Annotated in this window: 13 protein-coding genes; 8 read left to right on the forward strand and 5 right to left on the reverse strand. The window is 71.4% G+C overall.

Annotated features, from left to right (window positions below):
- Nucleotides 1-12 precede the first annotated feature (12 nt).
- Nucleotides 13-1,140, forward strand: coding sequence for a serpin family protein (locus ACIBSV_RS40270; RefSeq protein ID WP_395872183.1), 1,128 nt, complete (start codon nucleotides 13-15; stop codon nucleotides 1,138-1,140).
- A 156-nt stretch (nucleotides 1,141-1,296) separates the two neighbouring features.
- Here the strand turns inward: ACIBSV_RS40270 and ACIBSV_RS40275 are convergent, their stop codons facing one another.
- Entirely contained in the window at nucleotides 1,297-2,100 is an 804-nt protein-coding gene (locus ACIBSV_RS40275; protein WP_395872185.1) for a sugar phosphate isomerase/epimerase family protein, read from the reverse strand.
- A gap of 76 nt (nucleotides 2,101-2,176) precedes the next feature.
- On the opposite strand from ACIBSV_RS40275, the gene ACIBSV_RS40280 reads away from it, so the two are divergent.
- Nucleotides 2,177-3,151 carry an LLM class F420-dependent oxidoreductase gene (locus ACIBSV_RS40280; protein WP_395872186.1) on the forward strand — a complete coding sequence of 325 codons (975 nt, stop codon included), beginning with the start codon at nucleotides 2,177-2,179 and terminating at the stop codon, nucleotides 3,149-3,151.
- On the opposite strand, the gene ACIBSV_RS40285 is transcribed toward ACIBSV_RS40280, so the two are convergent.
- The 4 genes from ACIBSV_RS40285 to ACIBSV_RS40300 form a co-directional block, all read right to left on the reverse strand.
- A complete protein-coding gene (locus ACIBSV_RS40285) occupies nucleotides 3,152-4,018 on the reverse strand; it encodes an amidohydrolase family protein (protein ID WP_395872188.1) in 867 nt (288 codons plus the stop codon).
- 101 nt (nucleotides 4,019-4,119) lie between these two features.
- Nucleotides 4,120-5,313, reverse strand: a complete 1,194-nt coding sequence (locus ACIBSV_RS40290) for a lipid-transfer protein (RefSeq protein ID WP_395872190.1) — start codon at nucleotides 5,311-5,313, stop codon at nucleotides 4,120-4,122.
- Nucleotides 5,310-5,756 (reverse strand): Zn-ribbon domain-containing OB-fold protein, encoded by a 447-nt coding sequence (locus ACIBSV_RS40295; RefSeq protein ID WP_391582043.1) that lies wholly within the window; start codon nucleotides 5,754-5,756, stop codon nucleotides 5,310-5,312. The genes ACIBSV_RS40290 and ACIBSV_RS40295 overlap by 4 nt, the downstream gene beginning before the upstream one ends.
- A gap of 136 nt (nucleotides 5,757-5,892) precedes the next feature.
- Nucleotides 5,893-6,804 carry a diiron oxygenase gene (locus ACIBSV_RS40300; RefSeq protein WP_395872192.1) on the reverse strand — a complete coding sequence of 304 codons (912 nt, stop codon included), beginning with the start codon at nucleotides 6,802-6,804 and terminating at the stop codon, nucleotides 5,893-5,895.
- Between the two features lie 166 nt (nucleotides 6,805-6,970).
- On the opposite strand from ACIBSV_RS40300, the gene ACIBSV_RS40305 reads away from it, so the two are divergent.
- The 6 genes from ACIBSV_RS40305 to ACIBSV_RS40330 all read left to right on the forward strand — a co-directional run bounded on the left by ACIBSV_RS40305 (nucleotide 6,971) and on the right by ACIBSV_RS40330 (nucleotide 15,953).
- Nucleotides 6,971-8,992, forward strand: a complete 2,022-nt coding sequence (locus ACIBSV_RS40305) for an acetoacetate--CoA ligase (protein WP_395872194.1) — start codon at nucleotides 6,971-6,973, stop codon at nucleotides 8,990-8,992.
- A gap of 670 nt (nucleotides 8,993-9,662) precedes the next feature.
- The gene (locus ACIBSV_RS40310; protein ID WP_395872196.1) at nucleotides 9,663-11,099 is read left to right on the forward strand and encodes a glycosyltransferase 87 family protein; all 1,437 of its coding nucleotides are present in this window, start codon (nucleotides 9,663-9,665) and stop codon (nucleotides 11,097-11,099) included.
- Between the two features lie 62 nt (nucleotides 11,100-11,161).
- Complete coding sequence (locus ACIBSV_RS40315; protein ID WP_395872198.1) at nucleotides 11,162-11,818, forward strand: CDP-alcohol phosphatidyltransferase family protein; 657 nt, start codon at nucleotides 11,162-11,164, stop codon at nucleotides 11,816-11,818.
- Nucleotides 11,819-11,931: 113 nt separating this feature from the next.
- Complete coding sequence (locus ACIBSV_RS40320; protein ID WP_395872200.1) at nucleotides 11,932-14,427, forward strand: sugar phosphate nucleotidyltransferase; 2,496 nt, start codon at nucleotides 11,932-11,934, stop codon at nucleotides 14,425-14,427.
- Between the two features lie 201 nt (nucleotides 14,428-14,628).
- Nucleotides 14,629-15,624, forward strand: coding sequence for a DUF881 domain-containing protein (locus tag ACIBSV_RS40325; protein WP_395872202.1), 996 nt, complete (start codon nucleotides 14,629-14,631; stop codon nucleotides 15,622-15,624).
- A complete protein-coding gene (locus ACIBSV_RS40330) occupies nucleotides 15,621-15,953 on the forward strand; it encodes a small basic family protein (protein ID WP_020548716.1) in 333 nt (110 codons plus the stop codon). The genes ACIBSV_RS40325 and ACIBSV_RS40330 overlap by 4 nt, the downstream gene beginning before the upstream one ends.
- Nucleotides 15,954-16,088 lie beyond the last annotated feature (135 nt).

A 16,088-nucleotide genomic window follows, 5' to 3' on the forward strand; every position in this document is an offset into this window, starting at 1 on the left:
AAGGGTGATCAGATGGAACCGGCTCTGCGTGAACACGCGGGCACCGTACGGGAACTGGCTTCGCGCTGGCTCGACTCGATGCTGAGCGATCCCGATGTGCGGTCGGCCGGCGGCGACGTGGTGTGCTCGCCGACCGGTCTGTGGCTCGCGCTCGCGGCGGTGGCCACCGGCGCGGAGGGCGACACCGCCGAGGAACTCGCCGATCTCGTGGGCCTCGCGTGGCGCGAGGCGGCCCCCGTGGTCACCGCCGTCGCGCGCGATCTGGCCGGCACCGAGGCGCTCGCGGTGGCGACCGGGGTGTGGAGCGCGTCACCGCTGCGCGAGGGGTTCCGCGCCGCGCTGCCGGACATCGGGTTCGGGGCGTTGGCGGCGCAGGCCGACCTGGACGCGTGGGTCGCGCGCGCCACCGACGGGCTGATCGAGCGGATACCGGTCGAACTCGACGCGCGGACCCGGGTGGTGCTGATCAGCGCGCTCGCGCTGCGGGCCCGCTGGCGTGAGGAGTTCGACGCGGCCAGGACCCACGACGGATACTTCCACGCCGCCGACGGGACGCACACCCAGGTGCCGACGATGCGGCGCGAGGTGCCGGCCGCGGATGTGTGGGCGATCTCCGGTCGGGACGGCGAGGTCACCGTCGTGGAGTTGGCGTGCGCGGGCGAGCGGCCCGCCCTGGTGCGGTTCGCGCTCGGCCCGGAGCACGCGCCGCCGGCGTCGGTGATCACCGCGGCGTGGGCGCCGCGCGATACCGGGAAGGCGTACGAGGGCGAGGACGTGGAGGTGCGGCTGCCGCGCTTCGAACTGCGGACCCGGCTGGATGTGGTGCCGCATCTGATCGACCTGGGCCTGGAGGCCGCGTTGACCGACGTCGCGGACTTCGGCGGGATGACCGACGAGCCGGTGTGTGTCGATCGGGTGGTCCAGGAGTCGTTGTTGCGGATCGCCGAGGAGGGTGTCGAGGCGACATCGGTGACCACGGTCAAGCTGGACTGGATGAGCCACGAGCCGGAGCCGGTCCGGCGGCGGGTGGTCTTCGACCGGCCGTTCGCGTGCGTGGTGATGGACGCCTCCGGCTATGTGCCACTGTTCGCCGCCTTCCAGGCCACCGCGCCGCGAGACGCGCCCGATCAGGGGCTGTGAGGCTCCGGCTGCGGTGACGGGCCTGGGCGGGATCCGCACGGGTCGCGCGGCGCCGCCGGGTCGGGGGCGGCGCGCCGGTGTCGTGGTCGGCCGCGCACGGGCCGGCGACCGTGGCCGCGTCGCGCGCCCCCGACGATCAACCGGCCCGAGCGTCCCTCAGGCCCAGGTCCGCTCCACCGCCGCCCACGCCGCGCGCGCGTACTCCACCGCGCCGAGCGCGGCCAGTTCCGGATTGATCACCTCGACACTGACCGGCCCGTCGTATCCCTTGGCCGCCAACGCGTCCCGGAACGCGCCCAGTTCGAACACCCCGTCGCCCGGCAGCACCCGCCGCGACATGCACTCCGTATACAGATCCGCGCCCGCCGGCAGCAGTTCCGGGTGGTCGTCGATCTGGACGTAGGCGATCTCGGCGACCGGGAGTTCGGCGAGCGTGGTCCAGGTGTCCGGGCCTTGGAAGAAGTGCCACGCGTCGACCAGGACGCCGGAGTTCGCGGTCCCCGCGTGCGCCACCAGGGTGCGCGCGTCGGCGATCGTGGCGATCGGGGTGAACGGCAGGAACTCGACCGCCGCACGCGCCCCGGCCTGCGCGATGATCTCGGCGCAGCGGGCGAACAGGTCCGCGCAGCGTGCGTCGGGCGGCAGCATGACCATCCCGAGCGCGAAGTCGGCGCCGAACGCCGCACACGCCTCGGCCACCTGCCGAGCGCCCTCCAGTGCGGCGGCCTCGTCCGCGTCCACCACGAAGCCCAGCATCTCCGGACAGCGCAGCCCGGCCGCGGCCACCTCGGCCGCGAGCTCGGCGAGCGGCCGGCCGTAGCCGAGCACGGAGAACACGTCGAGCCCGATCGCGGTGAATCCGGCGTCGCGCACCGCGGCCGACAACTCGGGCAGGGGCGGCGCTTCCCGGGCGCCCGCGAACGGGGAGAACGCGAACGTGTTGAGGCACAGGGTCGACATGGTGCCTGACGCTACATCAGGTATCCGGCCGGTTGTGGTAGTCCTGAGGAACCATCAGGACCGCGGAGGAGCACGCATGAGCCAGTCCCGATATGGCATCACCGTTCCGCTGAACGCGCCGCTCGCCGACCACCCGCGCCTGATCCGCGAGCTGTGCGCGGCCGGCTACACGGACGTCTGGTCGGCCGAGGTGGACGGCCTGGACGGCTTCACCCCGCTCACCGTGGCCGCCCTGGCCGATCCGGACGTGCGCCTGGGCACCGCGATCGTCTCGCCCTACACGCGCGGCCCGGCGACGCTGGCGATGACCGCGGCGGCGCTGGCCGAGGTGGCCCCGGGGCGTTTTCGGTTGGGCATCGGCGCGGGGTCCGCGCCGATCGTCGAGGCGTGGAACGGCGCGAGCTTCGACCGGCCGTACCAGCGGGTGCGGGACACCGTGCGGTTCCTGCGCGCGGCGTTCGCGGGGGAGAAGGTGACCGAGGAATACGAGACCTTCGCGGTGCGCGGCTTCCGGCTGTCCCGAGCGCCGCAGAGCCCGCCGCCGATCCTGGTCGCGGCGCTGCGCCCGGGCATGTTGCGGCTGGCCGGACGGGAGGCGGACGGCGCGATCCTGAACTGGCTCTCCGCCGAGGACGTCAAGCGGGTGGTGCCGTACGTGCACGAGGGCGGGCCGGACAAGGAGATCGTGGCGCGCATCTTCGTGATCCCGATCGAGGACCGGGACACGGCGCGGGCGATCGGCCGGCGGATGATCACCTCCTACCTCACCGTGCCGGTCTACGCCGAGTTCCATCGCTGGCTGGGCCGCGCCGAGGAACTGGCGCCGATGTGGGCGGCGTGGGCCGAGGGGGATCGCAAGCGGGCCCTGGAGCTGGTCCCGGACGCGGTCCTGGACGACCTGATCGTGCACGGCGGCCCGGCCGAGTGCCGGGCGAAGATCGCCCGCTACGTCGACGCGGGCGTGACCGTCCCGGTCCTGGCGGTGGTCGACCCGCGCCCGGACGCCGACCCGATCGAGGCCGCGCTCGCGCTCGCGCCGGCCGCCGACTGATCACAGACCCAGGACCCGAAGCGCGTTGGTGCGCAGGAACTTCGGCCACACCTCGTCCTTGAGGCCCACCCCGGGCAGCTCGGCGAAGATTCGGTCCAACGTCAGGCCGTACGGGAAGTAGCCCGCGTACATGATCTTGTCGGACCCGCGCGTGTTCGCGTAGTCGACGATCGCGCGCGGATAGTGCTTGGGTGCGAAGGCCGACGAGGACCAGTGCAGTCCGGGCCACTTGAGCATCAGCTTGACCGCCAGGTCGCACCACGGCTCGCCGCCGTGCCGCATCACCACGGTGAGCTCGGGGAAGTCGTAGCAGACCCGGTCGAAGCGCATCACCTCCTGCGCGGCGGCCGGCACCCGGGGGCCGGGGATGCCCGCGTTCACGAACACCGGCAGACCGAGTTCGACGCAGGTCGCGTAGAGCGGGTAGGCCAGCCGGTCGTCGATCGGCACCGGGGGTGTGCAGCCGCACGGGAAGAAGGTCGCGGCCAGTACGCCCACTTCCTCGCGCGCCCGGCGCAGACCGCGCACGCCCGCCATCACGTCGGTGGGATCGACCTGGAAGCTGCCGAGCAGCCGGTCCGGGTGCCGGCGCACCGCCGCCGACGTGTCCTCGTCCTCGAACGAGACCGGGATCAGCGCCTTCTCCACGCCGAACCGGTCCATCTCGCGCAGCAGGTCCTCGGCCGAGGAGTCGGTGCGCTCCATCTCCGGCAGGTCCTTGAACATGTATCCGGCCGGATGGGTCATCCCGGTCCGGCTGTCCTGATCCCGCAATGTGCCCGCCATCGCGGTCGCCCACCAGCGCCGATCACGGTTCGGCAGCCCCATCAGCAGGTCGACCACGCCGACGCCGTCCGGAAATCCCATACAACCCTCCGTTGAGACGGAAACGATCCCGGAGTCGACGGGTCGGCATGTGCCGAGGACCGCGCCGACCCCGAGACCGTTTCGGTGCATCCGAGCCGGTGCTACCGGGTGACGATGATCGACGAGCCGTGTCCGAACAGGCCCTGGTTGGCGGTGATGCCCACCGTTGCGCCGGGCACCTGGCGCTCGCCCGCGTCGCCGCGCAGTTGCCAGGTGAGCTCGCAGACCTGGGCGATCGCCTGCGCCGGCACCGCCTCGCCGAACGAGCCCAGGCCGCCGGAGGCGTTCACCGGGATCCGGCCGGTGATCTCGGTCGCGCCGTCGCGCAGCAGCTTCTCCGCCTCGCCGCGCGCGCAGATGCCCAGGTCCTCGATCCAGTCCAGCTCCAGCGCGGTGGACAGGTCGTAGACCTCGGCGAGACTCAGGTCCTCCGGGCCGATGCCCGCCTCCTGGTAGGCGGCCTGTGCCAGCGACGCGCGGAAGGACAACTCGTTCGGGGCCACCGCCACCGAGGAGTCGGTGGCGATGTCGGGCAGCTCGATCAGCGCACTCGGGAAGGTCGGGGTGACCGTGGAGACCGCCGCGATCCGCACCGGGGAGGTGGTGTGTCGCGCGGCGAACTCCTTGCTGCACAACACGACCGCCGCCGCGCCGTCGGAGGTGGCGCAGATGTCCATCAGGCGCAGCGGGTCGCACACGATCGGCGAGGCCGCGACGTCCTCCATGGTGAACGCCTTGCGGTAGCGCGCGTTCGGGTTGGCCAGACCGTTGCGCGCGTTCTTGACCTTGACCCGGGCGAAATCATCGACGGAGGCGCCGTACAGGTCGATCCGGCGCCGAGCGTACATTCCGAAGTAGGCCGGGTTGGTCGCGCCGAGCACGTGGAAGCGCACCCAGTCCGGGTCGTCCGGGCGGTCGCCGCCCACCGGCGCGAAGAAGCCCTTGGGGGCCGCGTCCGCGCCGACCACGAGCGCGACGTCGCACAGACCCGCGAGGATCTGCGCACGGGCGCTCGCGATCGCGTGCGAGCCGGACGCGCAGGCCGCGTACGAGCTGGAGATCCGCGCACCGGTCCAGCCCAGCGCCTGGGCGAAGGTGGCGCCCGCGACGAAGCCCGGATAGCCGTTGCGGATGGTGTCCGCGCCGGCCACGAACTGGATGTCCTGCCAGGCCAGGCCCGCGTCCCTCAGCGCGTCCTGGGCGGCCTTGACGCCGTACTCGACGAAGTTGCGGCCCCATTTGCCCCATGGGTGCATGCCCGCGCCCAGGACGACGATCTCGCGGTCGGTGCTCATGCCTTGACCTCCACGGGTCGCACGTTCCACGTGGTGTAGACGTGCTCGTCGTTCTCGTACAGCACGCCGGGCACGATCTCGACCTCGACCCCGACCTTCAGGTCGTCCACGCCGACGCCGGGCGCGCCCTGGCCGAGCACGATCAGGCCCTCGGCCTCCAGGCGCACCGCGATGATGGTGAACGGCTGCCACTCGGTGTCCGGGTCGGACACGAACGGGGCCGGCGGGCGGTAGCCGGCGTTCGTGTAGGACCACACCGTGCCGCGCCGGGACAGCGGTACCTCGGCGAACTCGGTGCCGGCGCACGCCGGGTTGCTGCAGAACGTCTCCTGGCGCGGGAAGAACACGGTCCCACAGGCGGTACACCGGGTGCCGAGGAGGGAGAAGTCCTCCCCGGACGTGGTGAACCAACCGGGGACCACAGGCTTGTGGTCCTTCGTCACGGGGCCCTCCAACTCGTCTGGCCGTGTCGTGCGATGTGTGTACGGACCACAGTCTGACGGATCGTCAGTTCCGGGCGCCAACCCGACCGGGGTATTTACGGTCACAGCCGCCCACGCCCGCCCGCCCGGCCCGACGCTATATCTGACGCCCCATCAGGCCCGAGGCCCGCCACAGCCGTCGCCCCGGTCCGCCGAGCAGGCCGTGCTCGTCGTAGAACGCGATCAGCCGCCGCGACCAGTGGCCCAGGGTGTCCAGGCGATGCGGATTGGCGCGCGCCGCCTTGTACGCCTCGGCCGGATCCAGTCCCACCGCCGCGTAGACACCCGGATGGACCAGGCGGGTGGCGATGATGTGCGCGGCCCGGGCCAGCGCGAGGCGGGTGATCGCCCGCTCGGCGCGGGACATGTGCGGCGCGCCCCGGGTCACCTCGTCGCGCGCGTAGCGCACGTGCCGGGCCTCCTCGATCACGTGGATGCGCGCGGTCTGCCGGGTGATCGGCTGGAGCGACTCGTCGGCCATCATCTCGCGCTGCATCGTGTCCAGGACCTCCTCGGCGATCAGCGCCATCGCGAAGGCCTGCACGCCCGAGCCGAGCGTCTTCATCGCCCGCGCCGCCATGTGCGCGTACGGGCCGGGTCCGTACTCGGGGCACTCCAGTTTGTCGATCAACCTGCCGAACATGGTCGAGTGCCTGCATTCCTCGGCGATCTCCATGAACGCGTACTGCACGTGCCGCGAGGTCAGCGGGCGGTCGTAGACGTGCCGGATGAGCAATTGCATCAGCACGACCTCGAACCAGATGCCGACACTGGCCATCGAGGCGACCTCGTGCCGGGACAGGTCGATCCGCTGCCGTTCGCTCATGCGTTCCCAGGTCGGCGTGCCGTACAGGCTGACCCGGTGCGCGGGCAGGAAGTACGCGCCGTCGAGCAGCGGCGCGTCCCAGTCGACGTCGGTGATCGGGTCGAACGCGTGCGAATGCGACGCGGCGAGCAGCCGCTCCGCGACGCGCTCGCGGTCGGTGACGGTGCCGTGCGTGGTGGGCATGCGAGGCCTCCTCTGCCGGACTTGTTTCCCGTCGGTAACATCCCGCGTTCGGCGCGGCGCGTCCAGAGTGGGCACGAAGATCCTTTACGACCCGCCCGGGGGATGCGCGCCGAGGCGCGAGATGGCAGGGTCGGGGGGCACACCGCGCGGAGGGGGCAGTAAAGATATGACGGAATCGAGCGAGCGGGCCGAGTTGCTGTGGCAGCCGTCGGCCGAGCGGGTCGCCACCGCGGCGGTCACCCGCTATCGCGAATGGCTCGGCGCCGAACGCGGCGTCCGCGCCGAGGACTACGCGCAACTGTGGGCCTGGTCGACCACCGAGCCCGAGGCCTTCTGGGCCTCGCTGTGCGACTGGTTCGAGCTGGACCTGGGTGATCGGGACGTGGTGCTGGCCGACCGGACCATGCCCGGCGCCCGCTGGTTCCCCGACGCGCGCCTCAACTACGCGCAGCAGGTGCTGCGACACGCCGAGGACGGCGACCCGGAGCGCGCCGCGATCGTCTACCTGGACGAGGAACTGACCCCGCGCGAGATCTCCTGGGTGGAGCTGCGCCGCCAGGTCGCCTCCTGCGCCGCCACCCTGCGCGAGCTGGGCGTACGGCCCGGGGACCGGGTCGCGGCCTACGTGCCGAACACCCCGCACGCGGTGATCGGGCTGCTCGCGTGCGCCGCCATCGGCGCGGTCTGGTCGGCCTGCGCGCCCGACTTCGGCGCGCGCAGCGTGCTGGACCGGTTCCAGCAGATCGAGCCGGTCGTGCTGATCGCGGTGGACGGCTACCGCTACGGCGGCAAGGAGATCCGCCGCGCCGACGTGGTCGCCGATCTGCGCGCGGGCCTGCCGACGGTACGACACGTGTTGCATGTGTCGCTCCTCGACGAACCGACGCCCGCCGACGTGCTGCCGTGGGCCGAGGCGATCGGGCGCGAGGTCTCGGGCGCCGACCTCGACTTCGAGTCGGTCGGCTTCGACCACCCGCTGTGGATCCTGTACTCGTCCGGCACCACCGGCCTGCCCAAGGCGATCGTCCAGGGCCACGGCGGCATCGTGCTCGAACACCTCAAGCAGGCCGCGTTCCAGCTCGACCTGGGCCCGACCGACCGGTTCTTCTGGTACACCTCCACCGGCTGGATGATGTGGAACATGCTGGTCGGCGGCCTGCTCGCGGGCAGCACGATCGTGCTCTACGACGGCAGCCCCGGCTACCCCGGCGCCGACGCGCAGTGGACCGTGGTCGAGCGGGCGAAGGTGACCTGGTTCGGCACCTCCGCCGCGTACGTGATGGCCTGCCGCAAGAACGAGCTGACCCCGCGCGTCAGCCACGACCTGAGCCGGGTCCGGGCGGTCGGCACCACCGGATCGCCGCTGCCGCCGGACGGCTTCCGCTGGATCTACGACGCGGTGGGCGCGGACATGTGGCTGGCCTCGGTCAGCGGCGGCACCGACGTGTGCAGCGCCTTCGTCGGCGGCAGCCCGGACCTGCCGGTGTACCTCGGCGAGATCCAGTGCCGCGCGCTGGGCTGCGCGGTCGAGGCGTGGGACGAGGACGGCCGGCCGGTGGTGGACGAGGTCGGCGAACTGGTGATCACCCGGCCGATGCCCTCGATGCCGGTGTACTTCTGGAACGACCCCGACGACCGGCGCTACCGGGCCAGCTACTTCGACACCTACCCCGGCGTGTGGCGGCACGGCGACTGGATCACGCTCACCGAGCGCGGCACCATCGTGGTGCACGGCCGCTCCGACTCGACGCTGAACCGTCAGGGTGTGCGGATGGGCTCCAGCGACATCTACGAGGCGGTCGAACGCCTGCCCGAGGTGCGCGAGTCGCTCGTGGTGGGGCTGGAACTGCCCGACGGCGGCTATTGGATGCCGCTGTTCGTGGTCACCGCGCCCGGACACACCCTCGACGACGCGCTCAAGGCGCGGATCCGCACGGTGATCCGCGAGGAGGTCTCGCCGCGCCACGTGCCGGACGAGATCATCGCGGCGCCGGGCGTGCCGCACACGCTCACCGGCAAGCGGATCGAGATCCCGGTGAAGAAGCTGCTCCAGGGCCGCCGACTGGAGGACGCGGTCAACCCCGGCTCGGTGGACGACCTCGACGTGCTCCGCTTCTACGCCGAGGTGGGCCGGTCGCGGGCCCGTGCGCAGGAGGACCGGCAGGAGACGAAGCAGGGGGAGAAGTAGGGGACAAGCAGGGATAGGCGGGCATCGCCGGACCGATCGGGGCGATGCCCGCAATTCCGCGAAGCGACCAGGAATGTAACGCATACGGAGTAGTGCGGAGCAAGCGGCCGTTTGCGGCGGTGCGATCAGGTGCATGCCCGAGGCGTCACATCGCACCCAGCGCTTCCTCGGACGTCTCCCGACAGCGGCAGCGGTCCTGGTCGTGACATCGGTGGCCGGCCACCTCGCGCTCGCGCCGGTCGCGCCGACCGCCGCGGTGCCGGGCCGTCGGGTCGAGCTCCCGGTACCGGTGCCCACCGGGCCGATCCGGCAGGTCCCCTACCGCGAGGGCCGCGAACTCCGGTTCGCCGGGTGGGATCTCCTGCTCGCCGACGCGTACACTCTCGCCGGGCTCGCCGCGCTGATCACGATCGCGGTCGGCCTCGCGGCGTCTCGAGGAAGGTGGGCGAGCGGGTCGGCGGAAGCCGTTACGCTCGGTCCGCCCGAACCGGTGGGCCGACCGTCCCCGGGGAGTTCCACCCCCACGCCGGCCGGGGCCCGGGCCCCGGCCCGGAGCGCGTCCGGGAACGTCCGCCGGTTCCCGGCACCGGACGCCGGGCCGGACCGAACCGGCCGTGTGGATATCCTGACCCGGCGCCACCCGGCCAGGCGCCCATTGAACCGTGCAGTTGTGGAGTCCCCGACCGACATGTCCTTCCCCCAGGTGCTCGTGACCTCCTGCCGCGAGCTCTTGACGCTCGCGCCCCGCGTCCCGTTCGGGCACGAGCGCGGCCGGGAACCGCGTCGACCGCGCCGCGCCGCCCTCGTCGGCGGCGCCCTGCTGGTGCTCTCGCTCGGCCTGTGGGTGTTGTGGACCTACCTCGGCCGCCGCGACATGTGGCACATGCTCGACCTGAGCGTCTACCACGACGCCGCGCACCGCTTCCGCGACGGCGACGAGATCTACACCCGAAACTACGGCAATTGGACCGACAAACTGCCGTTCATCTACCCGCCGATCTCGGGCCTGGTGTTCTACGGTCTGCTGCCGCTGGGCTTCGCCGGCCTCAAGTGGTTCATGGCGGTGGTGAGCCTGCTCTCGCTGTTCGCCGTGGTCTGGTCCGCGTGGGGCATGCTCGGCTACCGCCGCGGTCTGGGTCGGCTCGGCGTCAGCGCGGCCACCTTCGCCGTGGTGTTGTGGCTGGAGCCGGTCCAATGGACGCTCGTGTGGGGGCAGATCAACCTGCTCCTGTTGGCGCTGATCGTGCTCGACCTCGGGCTGCCGGACAGCCGCAGATACAAGGGCGTCGGCGTCGGCATCGCGGCCGGCCTCAAGCTCACCCCCGGCATCTTCATCGTCTACCTGCTGATCACCCGCAGGTTCCGGGCCGCCGCGGTGGCCGGCGGCGCGTTCGTGGGCACCGTCCTGGTGGGTCTGGTCTCCGCGCCGTCCGGGTCCGTCTACTACTGGTCGCACATCGTGTCGATCAGCGGCAAGGTCAACGACAAGCTCAGCGTGGGCACGCTCAACAACCAATCCGTGCAGGGCATGTTCACCCGGCTGCTCGGCGACGGTGGGGTGGCCTCGGGGCTGTGGTTCCTGTGCTGCGCGCTGGTCGGCGCGCTCGGCCTGGTGGCCGCCGCGCGGGCCTCGCTGCGCGGGCACGAACTGGTCGGCGTGGTGATCACCGGCGGCCTGTCGCTGTTCGTGTCGCCGATCTCGTGGTCGCACCACTGGGTCTGGGTGGTGCCCGCGTTCGTCCTGCTCGCGCACGCCGCGCTGACCCGGGCCCGACCGCTGTGGTGGTGGCTGACCGGCACGTTCTTCGCGTTCTTCGCCGCGTGGCCGCTGCGGCTGAACGTGCGCGGCGACTGGGACGACACGCAGACCCTCCAGCCGTGGGGCCTGATCTGGCTCGCCCCCCGGGACGGGAACCGGGAACGGCACTGGACGCCGATCGAGTTCGTGCTCGGCAACGGATACCTCTTCGCGGGCATCGCGCTGACCCTGCTCCTGGTGTGGCGCATCCTGCGCGACCGCACCCCGCTGCCCACGGTCGCGGAGCCGGTCGCCGAGCCCGCCACCCCCGACCCGGACCCGGTGAGCAGCGGATCAGCGCGTCACTAGGCTGGACTCCGAACGAGTCGGACCCGGAACGAGAAGGCCCACCGGCAGAAAGCAGAGGTCCCGTGGAGGCCCACGTGGACGCGGCGCCGCCGCATCCCCGAGACGGCGGCGTGGACGCTCCCAGCGACCGGGTCCTGACCATCCCCAACGCGCTCAGCTTCGCCCGGCTGCTCGGCGTACCGGTCTTCCTGTGGCTCATCCTGGCGCCCGAGTTCGGCGGTCCCAAACACGACCTCTGGGCGCTCGCACTGCTCATGCTCAGCGGGATCAGCGACTACCTGGACGGCAAACTCGCCCGCAGGTGGAATCAGGTCAGCAAGGTCGGCGCGATCCTGGACCCGGCCGCGGACCGACTCTACGTGCTGGCCACCCTGGTCGGCCTGACCTGGCGCGAGATCCTGCCGATCTGGCTGACCGCGATCATCCTGGGCCGCGAGTTGTTCATGGGCGTGGTACTGCTGATCCTGCGCAGGCACCGCTACGGCGCGCTCTCGGTCAGCTTCGTGGGCAAGGCCGCGACCTTCAACCTCATGTACGCCTTCCCGCTGCTGCTGCTCAGCGACGGCACCGGACGTGTCGCAACTCTCGCCGCGATCTTCGGATGGGCGTTCGCCTGGTGGGGTACCGCTCTGTACTGGTGGGCAGGAGTCCTCTACGCAGCCCAGGCCAAACGCCTCGTGGCCGCGGACAAGGCGGGTCGCTCGGCGACCGCCGGGTAAGCGCAGGGATCGCCCGACACCGCGGCGATCACCACGTACTGAAGGCACGCCACCCGGCCCCGGCAATTCAGCCGTGGGCGCGGGTGGTGTGACGCGATAGGAGGACGAGACCGATGAAGGCCGTCGTCATGGCCGGAGGCGAGGGCACCCGCCTGCGCCCGATGACCTCCAGCATGCCCAAGCCGCTTCTGCCGGTGGTGAACCGGCCGATCATGGAGCACGTGCTGCGGCTCCTGAAGCGGCACGGACTCTCCGAGACCGTAGTCACCGTCCAGTTCCTCGCGTCGCTGGTTCGCAACTACTTCGGCGACGGCGAAGAGCTCGGGATGAGCCTCACCTACGCGAACGAGGAGACCCCGCTCGGTACCGCCGGCAGCGTCAAGAACGCCGAGGAGGCGCTCAAGGACGACACATTCCTGGTCATCTCCGGCGACGCGCTCACCGACTTCGACCTCACGGCGCTCGTCGAGTACCACCGCGCCAAGGGCGCGATGGTCACCGTGTGCCTGACCCGAGTGCCCGACCCGCTCGAGTTCGGCATCACGATCATCGACGACGAGGGCCGGGTGGACCGGTTCCTGGAGAAGCCGACCTGGGGTCAGGTCTTCTCGGACACCGTGAACACCGGGATCTACGTGATGGAGCCCGAGGTCTTCGACTACGTCGCCGCCGGCGTGTCCGTGGACTGGTCCGGCGACGTGTTCCCCAAGCTGCTCAAGGAGGGCAAGCCGATCTACGGCTATGTCGCCGAGGGCTACTGGGAGGACGTGGGCACGCACGAGAGCTACCTCAAGGCCCAGGCCGACGTGCTCACCGGCAAGGTCGACGTGGACATCGACGGCTTCGAGCTCTCGCCGGGCGTCTGGGTCGCCGAGGGCGCCGAGGTGGACCGCGAGGCGATCCTCAAGGGTCCGCTGTACATCGGCGACTACGCCAAGGTCGAGGGCGGCGTGGAGATCCGCGAGCACACCGTGCTCGGCTCCAACGTGGTGGTCAAGCGCGGTGCGTTCCTGCACAAGGCGGTCGTGCACGACAACGTGTACATCGGCCCGCAGACCAACCTGCGCGGCTGCGTGATCGGCAAGAACACCGACGTCATGCGCGCGGCCCGGATCGAAGAGGGCGCGGTGATCGGCGACGAGTGCCTGATCGAGGAGGAGTCCCTGGTCGCGGGGGACGTGCGGATCTACCCGTTCAAGACGATCGAGGCCGGCGCGGTCGTCAACACGTCGGTGATCTGGGAGTCGCGCGGCCAGAAGTACCTGTTCGGCCCGCGCGGGGTCTCCGGCATCCTCAACGTCGAGATCACCCCCGAGCTGGCCGTGCGGTTGGCCGGCGCGTACGCCACCACGCTCAAGAAGGGGGCCACCGTCACCACCGCGCGTGATCACTCGCGTGGTGCCCGCGCCCTCAAGCGAGCGGTCATCTCCGCGCTCCAGACGTCCGCGATCAACGTGCGCGACCTGGAGAACGTGCCGATGCCGGTGGCCCGCCAGGAGACCGCGCGCGGCTCGGCGGGCGGGATCATGATCCGCACCACGCCCGGGGTGCCGGACTCGGTGGACATCATGTTCTTCGACGAGCGCGGCGCGGACCTGTCGCAGGCCGCGCAGCGCAAGCTCGACCGGGTCTTCTCGCGTCAGGAGTACCGCCGCGCGTTCCCCGGCGAGATCGGCGAACTGACTTTCCCCGCACGGCCGTTCGACAGCTACTCGGGTTCCCTGTTGAAGGCGCTGGACATCACCGGCGTGCCCGAGTCCGGGCTCAAGGTGGTGGTGGACGCCGCACACGGCAACGCCGCCCTGCTGCTGCCCAGCATCCTGGGCCGGCTGGGCATCGACGCGCTCACCGTGAACTCCGGTCTGGACGACGCCCGCCCCACCGAGACCGCGGACGAGCGGCACGAGGGGTTGGTGCGGCTGGGCGAGATCGTGGCCTCCTCCAAGGCCGCGTTCGGCGTACGGTTCGACCCGGTCGGCGAGCGCATGTCGCTGGTGGACGAGCGCGGTCGGCTCATCGACGACCATCGCGCGCTGCTGGTGCTGCTGGACTGCGTCGCGGCCGAGCGCGGCGGCGGCAAGATCGCGCTGCCGGTGACCACGACCCGGATCGCCGAGCAGGTCGCGGCCTACCACGGGGTCCAGGTGCAGTGGACCACCACGTCGCCGGACGACCTGGCCCGCGTGGCCATGTCCGACGACACGATCTTCGGCGGCGACGGACGCGGCGGCTTCGTGGTCCCCGAGTTCAGCACCGTCTTCGACGGTACGGCCGCGTTCGTCCGGCTGATCGGGCTGGTCGCGCGCACCCAGTTGACGCTGAGCCAGATCGACGCGCGGATCCCGCGCGCGCACGTGCGCCGGCGGGACGTGCCCACGCCGTGGGCGGCCAAGGGCATGGTGATGCGTCGGGTCGTGGAGGCGGCGGGCGACCGCGAGATCGACACCACCGACGGCGTGCGCGTGGTGGAGGCCGACGGGCGCTGGGCGCTGGTGCTGCCGGACCCGGCCGAGGCGGTCACCCACGTGTGGGCCGAGGGCCCGGACGATACCGCCGCGGACGAACTCCTGGACGAGTGGAGCCGGGTCGTGGAGCACGCGGGCGACTGACGGCCCTTCCCGGCCGCCGACTCCGGCGGCGCGGGCAGCCGTCTTGTAGGGTCTTCCCCGGCCGTGGATCGCCTGTCGCGATCCACGGCCGGACCCGGTATCGGACCCTGCATCGAGCACTCCGTCGGGCATGGAACGATGGGGCGCATGTCATCGCGGGAGACACCAGGCACGAGCCGGTACAGGCGGCCGGATGCCTCGATGTCCCTGCTCGTGGACATGATGACGAACAGCCTGGACGCGGGCTACGCGGAGGCCACCGCCCGCCGCGCGGTGCGCGGCGACACCGGGATGAACAAGGGTCCGCTGGCCCGGGTGCTGGCCGTGGTCGGGGTCGCGCTGATCGCGATGATCCTGATGGTGGCCGCGATGAAGGTGCACGCGGCCGCCCCACAGGCCGAGCGCGAGCGGCATCAACTGGTGGATCGCATCCACACCGACGAGGCCGAGGTGGACGCGCTCACCGCCACCGTCGAGCGATTGCGCGCCGAGGTGGACGCGATCCAGGAGGTCTCGCTGCCCAAGGGCGCCAAGGATCGGGTCGAACTGCTCGCGCTGCTCACCGGATCCGACCCGGTCGAGGGGCCGGGCCTGAAGGTGATCGCGGACGACGCCAAGGGCTCGGACAACACCGACGGCTCGACCGACCCGCGCCAGGCCGAGGCGGCGGCGAACGGCCGGATCCTGGACCGCGACCTCCAGCGGCTGGTCAACGGCCTGTGGAAGGCCGGCGCCGAGGCCATCTCGATCAACAACCAGCGGCTGACCGCGCTGTCCGCGATCCGCGCCGCCGGTGCCTCGATCCTGGTCGACAACCGGCCGCTCGCGCCGCCGTATACGATCCTGGCGATCGGTGACGCCAAGCCGATGCAGGTCGAGTTCATGGTCGGCGCGGACGGGCGATATCTGCGCCAGCTTCAGGAGAACTACGGGATCCGGGTCAACCTGAGCGCACAGAAGAAGCTCAAGCTGCCCGCCGCGCTGGGCACCTCGTTGCGCTACGCGGACGTACCCGGCGGCCCGCCGCCCGCGAGTACACCGCCGAGTACACCCGCGAGCCCGCCGGCGAAGCAGACCCCGGGCACACCGCCCGCGACGGCCGCGGGCCGGAGCACGGCCCCGCCGAGCGGTTCGGCCCCGCCGACCGGCTCGTCGACACCGCCGCAGAAGCAGACCGAACGAAAGGGTAAACAGTGATCGCGGTCCTCGGCCTGGTCCTCGGGGTCGTGGTCGGGTATCTCGCCCGACCCGTGATCCCGCACGAGCTGGAGCCGTACCTGCCCATCGCGGTGGTGGCCGCGCTGGACGCGGTCTTCGGCGGTCTGCGCGCACTGCTCGACGGCATCTTCGACGACAAGGTCTTCGTGGTCTCGTTCCTGTCGAACGTGGTCGTCGCCGCGCTGATCGTCTTCCTCGGCGACAAGCTGGGTGTCGGAGCGCAGTTGTCCACCGGCGTGGTGGTCGTGCTCGGCATCCGGATCTTCTCCAACGCGGCGGCCATCCGCCGGCACGTCTTCCGGGCCTGACGGGGAGTCACACACATGGCCGACGAAACGGACGAGACGCGCGGGCGGCACGCCCGCCACGACGAGGATCCCCGCGACCTGGGCATCCCACGCACGGCCGCGGAGCCCGCGCCCGAGGCCGTTCCCGGACCCGAG

The organism is Embleya sp. NPDC050154 (assembly GCF_044460165.1).
Classification (GTDB): Bacteria; Actinomycetota; Actinomycetes; order Streptomycetales; family Streptomycetaceae; genus Embleya.

What these genes read in the sequence shown, in the direction of transcription:
- ACIBSV_RS40300 (WP_395872192.1), bottom strand. Translation starts at nt 6,804, where the DNA reads ATGCCCACCACGCACGGCACCGTCACCGACCGCGAGCGCGTCGCGGAG.
- ACIBSV_RS40320 (WP_395872200.1), top strand. Translation starts at nt 11,932, where the DNA reads ATGAAGGCCGTCGTCATGGCCGGAGGCGAGGGCACCCGCCTGCGCCCG.
- ACIBSV_RS40275 (WP_395872185.1), bottom strand. Translation starts at nt 2,100, where the DNA reads ATGTCGACCCTGTGCCTCAACACGTTCGCGTTCTCCCCGTTCGCGGGC.
- ACIBSV_RS40270 (WP_395872183.1), top strand. Translation starts at nt 13, where the DNA reads ATGGAACCGGCTCTGCGTGAACACGCGGGCACCGTACGGGAACTGGCT.
- ACIBSV_RS40285 (WP_395872188.1), bottom strand. Translation starts at nt 4,018, where the DNA reads ATGGGATTTCCGGACGGCGTCGGCGTGGTCGACCTGCTGATGGGGCTG.
- ACIBSV_RS40325 (WP_395872202.1), top strand. Translation starts at nt 14,629, where the DNA reads ATGTCCCTGCTCGTGGACATGATGACGAACAGCCTGGACGCGGGCTAC.
- ACIBSV_RS40290 (WP_395872190.1), bottom strand. Translation starts at nt 5,313, where the DNA reads ATGAGCACCGACCGCGAGATCGTCGTCCTGGGCGCGGGCATGCACCCA.
- ACIBSV_RS40280 (WP_395872186.1), top strand. Translation starts at nt 2,177, where the DNA reads ATGAGCCAGTCCCGATATGGCATCACCGTTCCGCTGAACGCGCCGCTC.
- ACIBSV_RS40305 (WP_395872194.1), top strand. Translation starts at nt 6,971, where the DNA reads ATGACGGAATCGAGCGAGCGGGCCGAGTTGCTGTGGCAGCCGTCGGCC.